This is a genomic window from Streptomyces sp. NPDC055254 (genome assembly GCF_053606025.1).
On the sequence record NZ_JBSGQV010000080.1, the window covers coordinates 1 to 5,030 of the forward strand.

Sequence of the window (5,030 nt, forward strand, 5' to 3'; positions counted from 1 at the left end):
CCGTCGTAGGCCGACCAGTGCGTGGCCGACGGCACGTTAGGACCGCTCCCCACATCGAAGTACACCGGACCCGGCTCGCTCCCACCGACGAGAACACCCACCGCGCCCGCGTGCGCGTCCCCGAACTCCAGCGTCCACCAGTCCCACTCCACCAGCACACCACCCTCTCCCACGCACCCGCCGACGAGCCGGCCGGATCCCAGCTGCGACCCTGCCCCGTCCACGGACGCACCCACACCCGGGCGGCCGCAACAACCAGCGCGGTTGGATACCGGACTCCACGGCACATCCCGAAAACACAACACCCCCGATAAGGTTAAATCCAGTACTTGGATGGGGTTAATTTTGCTAGGGTTCGGGGTGGAGGTGTCTATGCCGAGCCAGGAAGAACTGTTCGACGCGGTGGACGCACTGCTGGAGGGTGAGCCGCGGTTGCCGTCTCCGGCGGAGCGGGCGCGGCTGCGTGAGGCGGCCGGTGTCACACAGGCCCGGCTCGCGGCCGCGTTGAAGTCGACACCGCAGACGGTGAAGAACTGGGAGAACGGCCGCTCCGAGCCGAGCCGCCGCGGCTTCAGGCCTATCTGCGGCTGCTGGATGGCTGGGCCGAGCGGTACCCCGCTCCGGCCGCCGCACCCGCGCCCGCGGCGGTTCCGGAGGCATTCACCGGCCCTGTGGAGCAGCCCGCCGAGCCCGCCGCGGCCGCCATCACCGCTGCACCGGATCCGGTCGTGAAGGCGCCGGTGCCGACGGCCAGGCCTGCGGCGACGTCGCGCCGCCCGGTGCGGAAATCCGCCCCGCAGGCGCCCGTCGACTCGAGGTTCCCGCACGGCCCGCTCGCGGTCCTGGACGGCGACGGCACCGCGTACGGCGTGGACGGCATCGTGCTGGACTGCCCGGCCACCACCGTTGCGCAGCTGGTGGAGTGGACGCTGCAGGAGTCCGGGCTCGGCGCCGCGCAACTGAACCGCAACGGGAAGGACTCCGACCCGCTGGTCGTCCTCACCGAGGCGGCCGCCGTGAAGCTGGGACTGCCCGAGCGGCTGGAGGGGCCGGAGGCCCGCCGGAATCTGCGGCTGCCCGACGACCACCCCGTCGTCAAGCAGCTGGCCAAGGCGAAGTGGAAGCTGACGCAGCGCGGCTTCGGACCGTGGCCGCGGATCTACCGGCCGGCCGCGGCCGGACAGCGCCAGTGCGTACAGCTCGCGGTCCTGTCCTGGGACGCGCTCGACGAACGGGCCTGGCCCGGCGTCACCGCCATGGAACCGGCCGACATCGCCCGCGTCCTGGGCACGTACGCGTCCCGGGTGCTGACCCCGCGCGGCTCGACCGCCGTCTCCGGGCTGGAGCTGATGACCGCACTGCGCCCACCGACCCGCGCCGTCAAGAACGAGAGCACCGGCCAGTGGGAGTCCGGCTACAACCCCGGCAGCCTCGGCACCGAGCCGATGGACCCGGCGCCGCCCGAAGCTCCCTCCGAACACCCCGTCGCGCAGGGCTGGACCGGCGGCTTCCTGGACGAGGAGGCCTACCAGTGGGTGCGCGAGGTGGACCTGCTCACGGACGAGGAGTGCCTGCTCCCGTACGCGGTCGGGCTGGACATCAACACCGCGTTCCTCGCCGCGGCCGCACGCCTGGTCGTCGGCCTGTCCGGCCCCGACCACTTCCACGCGCCGAAGTTCAACAAGAAGATCCCCGGGTCCTGGCTCGTGGACCTCTCGCACCTCGAGCTGGACCCGCGCCTGCCCTCGCCGTTCACCCCGAGCGGGCAGCGACCGACCGGGCCCGCCTGGTACCAGACCCACACCCTCGCCTACGCCCAGGAACTCGGCCACGAGGTGCGGCCGGTGGAGGCGTACCTACGGCGGGAGACCGGCGCCTACCTGGACCCGTGGCACGACCGCCTCAAGACCGCCTACCTCGACACCCTCGCCGAGCTGGACGACCGGCAGTTCCTCGCCGCGATGGAGCACCACAAGCAGGCCGACCCCGCCATGGCGGCCGTACTCGCCGCGATCAAGGCCACCGTCAAGGGCGGGGTCGGCAAGCTGCGCGAGCGCCCGCAGGGACGGCACTACCGCGACGGCGAACGCTGGCCGGCCCTGGCACGCCCGACCTGGCGCCCCGACATCCGGGCCGCGGTCATCTCCAAAGCGCGGGTCAACATGCACCGCAAGATGGCCAACGTCGCCAAAGCCACCGGCCAGTACCCGCTCGGCGTACTCTCCGACTGCGTCGTCTACCCCTCCCCCGGGCCCTCCCCGCTCGACTTCCTGCCCTACACCACCTCCGGCAAGCCGCTCCCCGGCTCCTTCCGGCTCGGCCCCACCCCCGGCGCGGCCAAGGTCGAAGGCGTACAGGAGATGGCGTGGGCCGTAGACCTGATGGAGAAGGGCCTCAACCCCGCCCGCCACATCAAGGGCGGCGACGCCGTCCTGGACGAAGGAGAGTAGACCGTGGGGGACATCGAGGATGCTCTGCAGCGCGCGGACCGGGAGGCGTTCACCCGCCAGCCGCCCAAGACCCTGAAGGGCCGCATCAACTTCCTCATGGGGAAGCTGAAGACGACCAGGGCCGTCGCGGCCGAGCTCGGCGTCAGCCAGCGCACCATCGAGCGCTACCGCACCGGCGCACGCAAAACCCCGCCCAAGGCGATCACCGACCGCATCGACACCGCCGTCCGCGCCCGCTGGCGGCCCGTGGTCCGCGGCCGCCGCCGCAAGCAGGCGGCCACCGCGACCGGCATCACCGTCGAGACCCGGGCGCGGTTCGGGTACACCGCCCCGGTCGGCACCACCGACGACGGCCGCATGCGGCGGCTGACCGTCCACCTCCCGCCCGCCTACGCCAACCGGCTGTTCGACGCCCAACAGCAAGGCGCCGCCGACACGGAGCTCCGCGCGATCGTCGCCGAAGGCCTCCAGGAGATCTACTTCAAAGACGGCGGCACCCGCGCCGACCACCTCGAAGTCGAACTCACCGACATCGACTACATCGACGTCTCGTTCTAAGGCCAGGTCCGCCGCACGAGTTCTGTGAGCGGCGTATATCCTTCGACATCTGGCTGCTGACTAGGATACGCGTCCATAACATCTTCTCCTCGGCGCTGACATCCGAGGATTTCCGCGCAAGAGAAACTGTTAGACATCTTCCCAATTTGACCGACAATATCCCGAGCCGGCTGACGGATTCGCAAGCTCACGGAAAATTGCCCCGAAGCACCCTTTCTTTCATCGGCCACGTTCGCCATGATCCAATACTTTTTGCCGTCCCCATTCACCTCGTCAGGGCCGGCGAGCGCAACAAGCCGTGTGCCGGCGGCGACGTTTTCGTAGTACACGTCCATCCGAACGAGGACTGCTTTCGGGTCCTTCGGACTCGGATCAGGCTCAGTGGCACCGAGGGATGCATAGATCGCTGGTTCGCTACTGATCGCTGGTTCGCTACTGACGGACGAAGAGGGTGGAGGGTCTGGAGAGTCTTCACCACTGGTCCAGGATTTTGTGATCAAGACTCCCGCGAGAGCGAACACCCCTGTGGCGAGGGCGGCCAGCAATGTCTGCCACCCTCTGAGCTTCTCGCCCCTTGATTGAGGCTCCGGAGCGTCCGGTGAATTCTCAGAATCTGGCGGGGGCGCCTGTTCCATGGAGTCTACCTTTGAGAGTGTCCACTCTTTACAGCTGGCACGATCATCCGGTTGGAGACAGGCGTGTGAGTCCCCGTCGGGCGATTGATTCTTGTGGCATGTGAATTTCTGGGCGCGAGGGTGTAGACGTTGGCCGCTGAAAGCGGATGCTGTGTCTGGTTCGTGCGCTCGAAGTCACTCCTTGAGTTCGATGCCGCCCTCGACGACACTGCGGAGGTCGCACTTCACGGTATGCGACCGGCAGGGATCTCGAGGAAACACCCAACGCGTGTCTCTTTGATCGCCTAGCCAGCCGATCGGATGCGTGCCTGTAGCTGACGAGACGTGGGACTGGATCGCTCCGCTGATGCCGACCGATGCGGTCCGCGGATGGCGGTGGCCGACCATCGCCGCACGCCCGATGCCATCGCGTGGAAGTACCGGACAGGCTCGCCTTGGCGCGACTTTCCCGACAAGCAGACGTCCGGCCGACCGTCTACAGGACGGTCAACATGCCGGCGACCGCCACCGCACCTTCCAGGGGATGTCTCAGCCCGCCCGCTCGAAGGCGAGATTCGCGTTCGGGCAATTGGCGGCGTACGTCAGCAGCGCCTCGCGCTCGGCCTGGTCCACCGCCAGGCCCCACCGGTGCTTGGTCGCCACCCACTCACCGATGTACCGGCAGTGCACGGCCGGGGCCGGCATCCAGGTCGCCGGGTCCTGGTCGCTCTTCTGACGGTTGGAGCGGGCGGTGACACCGACGAGGGTGACGTCCGAGCCCAGGTCGTTGGCGTACCGGCGGCGCCGCTCGGTCGTCCAGCCGTAGCCACCGGAGTCGTGGACCTCGGCGAGCGGGACCATGTGGTCGATGTCGACCCCGGCCGGGCCCTGCACCAGGACGTCGTCGTAGTACGAGTGCCAGACGCCCCCGGTGATCGTGCAGCCGGCCCCCACGGTCGGGGCCTCGATCGCCTCGGCGATCAACACGTCGTTTCGGGCCGTGCAGCCGTTCTTGTCGTCGTCCTTCCAGTGCGGGTACAGCTCCCGCTTGTACCCGTCCCGGATCTCCTCCGCGATCGGCAGGGAGGTGATCGCCTCCGTGAGCGTGTACTCGTCGGCATGGGCGGCCGTCGGGGCGAGGACGGCGAAGGCCAGGGAAGCCGCAACGACACCGCGGCGGAAAGTCGTGATCATGGCCCGGTGATACCGGGCGGACCACCACCGGTACGACCCCGGCGAAGGCCATCTCACCCTGCCGGAGGAGCAAGTTCACCGAAGAACCGATCATGCACCGCGGACCCGCCGCCGATACGGGGGGGGTGCCCCTATGGGTTTGGTCAAGCTGATGGGGCGGGTTGGGGTTCGTAGAAGGTGCCGTCTCGGAGCATGGCGAAGAGGACGTCGGCTC

3 protein-coding genes and 2 pseudogenes are annotated in these 5,030 nt (G+C 68.8%); 2 read left to right on the forward strand and 3 right to left on the reverse strand.

The genetic code is table 11. The features are described from left to right. A pseudogene (locus tag ACWFQ8_RS33230) lies at positions 1-224 on the reverse strand (hypothetical protein); the annotation flags it as partial. Between the two features lie 148 nt (positions 225-372). Between ACWFQ8_RS33230 and tap the strand changes: the two are divergent. Together tap and tpg are read left to right on the forward strand one after the other, a co-directional pair. Then, positions 373-2,450: pseudogene (tap, locus tag ACWFQ8_RS33235) on the forward strand (telomere-associated protein Tap). A 3-nt stretch (positions 2,451-2,453) separates the two neighbouring features. After that, the gene (gene tpg, locus ACWFQ8_RS33240; RefSeq protein ID WP_453789999.1) at positions 2,454-3,008 is read left to right on the forward strand and encodes a telomere-protecting terminal protein Tpg; all 555 of its coding nucleotides are present in this window, start codon (positions 2,454-2,456) and stop codon (positions 3,006-3,008) included. Here tpg and ACWFQ8_RS33245 read toward each other — a convergent pair. After that, positions 3,005-3,343 (reverse strand): hypothetical protein, encoded by a 339-nt coding sequence (locus ACWFQ8_RS33245; RefSeq protein ID WP_453790000.1) that lies wholly within the window; start codon positions 3,341-3,343, stop codon positions 3,005-3,007. The genes tpg and ACWFQ8_RS33245 overlap by 4 nt on opposite strands. Before the next feature lie 828 nt (positions 3,344-4,171). Beyond that, entirely contained in the window at positions 4,172-4,816 is a 645-nt protein-coding gene (locus ACWFQ8_RS33250; protein ID WP_453790001.1) for an HNH endonuclease family protein, read from the reverse strand. Positions 4,817-5,030 lie beyond the last annotated feature (214 nt).

What these genes read in the sequence shown, in the direction of transcription:
- ACWFQ8_RS33250 (WP_453790001.1), bottom strand. Translation starts at nt 4,816, where the DNA reads ATGATCACGACTTTCCGCCGCGGTGTCGTTGCGGCTTCCCTGGCCTTC.
- ACWFQ8_RS33245 (WP_453790000.1), bottom strand. Translation starts at nt 3,343, where the DNA reads ATGGACGTGTACTACGAAAACGTCGCCGCCGGCACACGGCTTGTTGCG.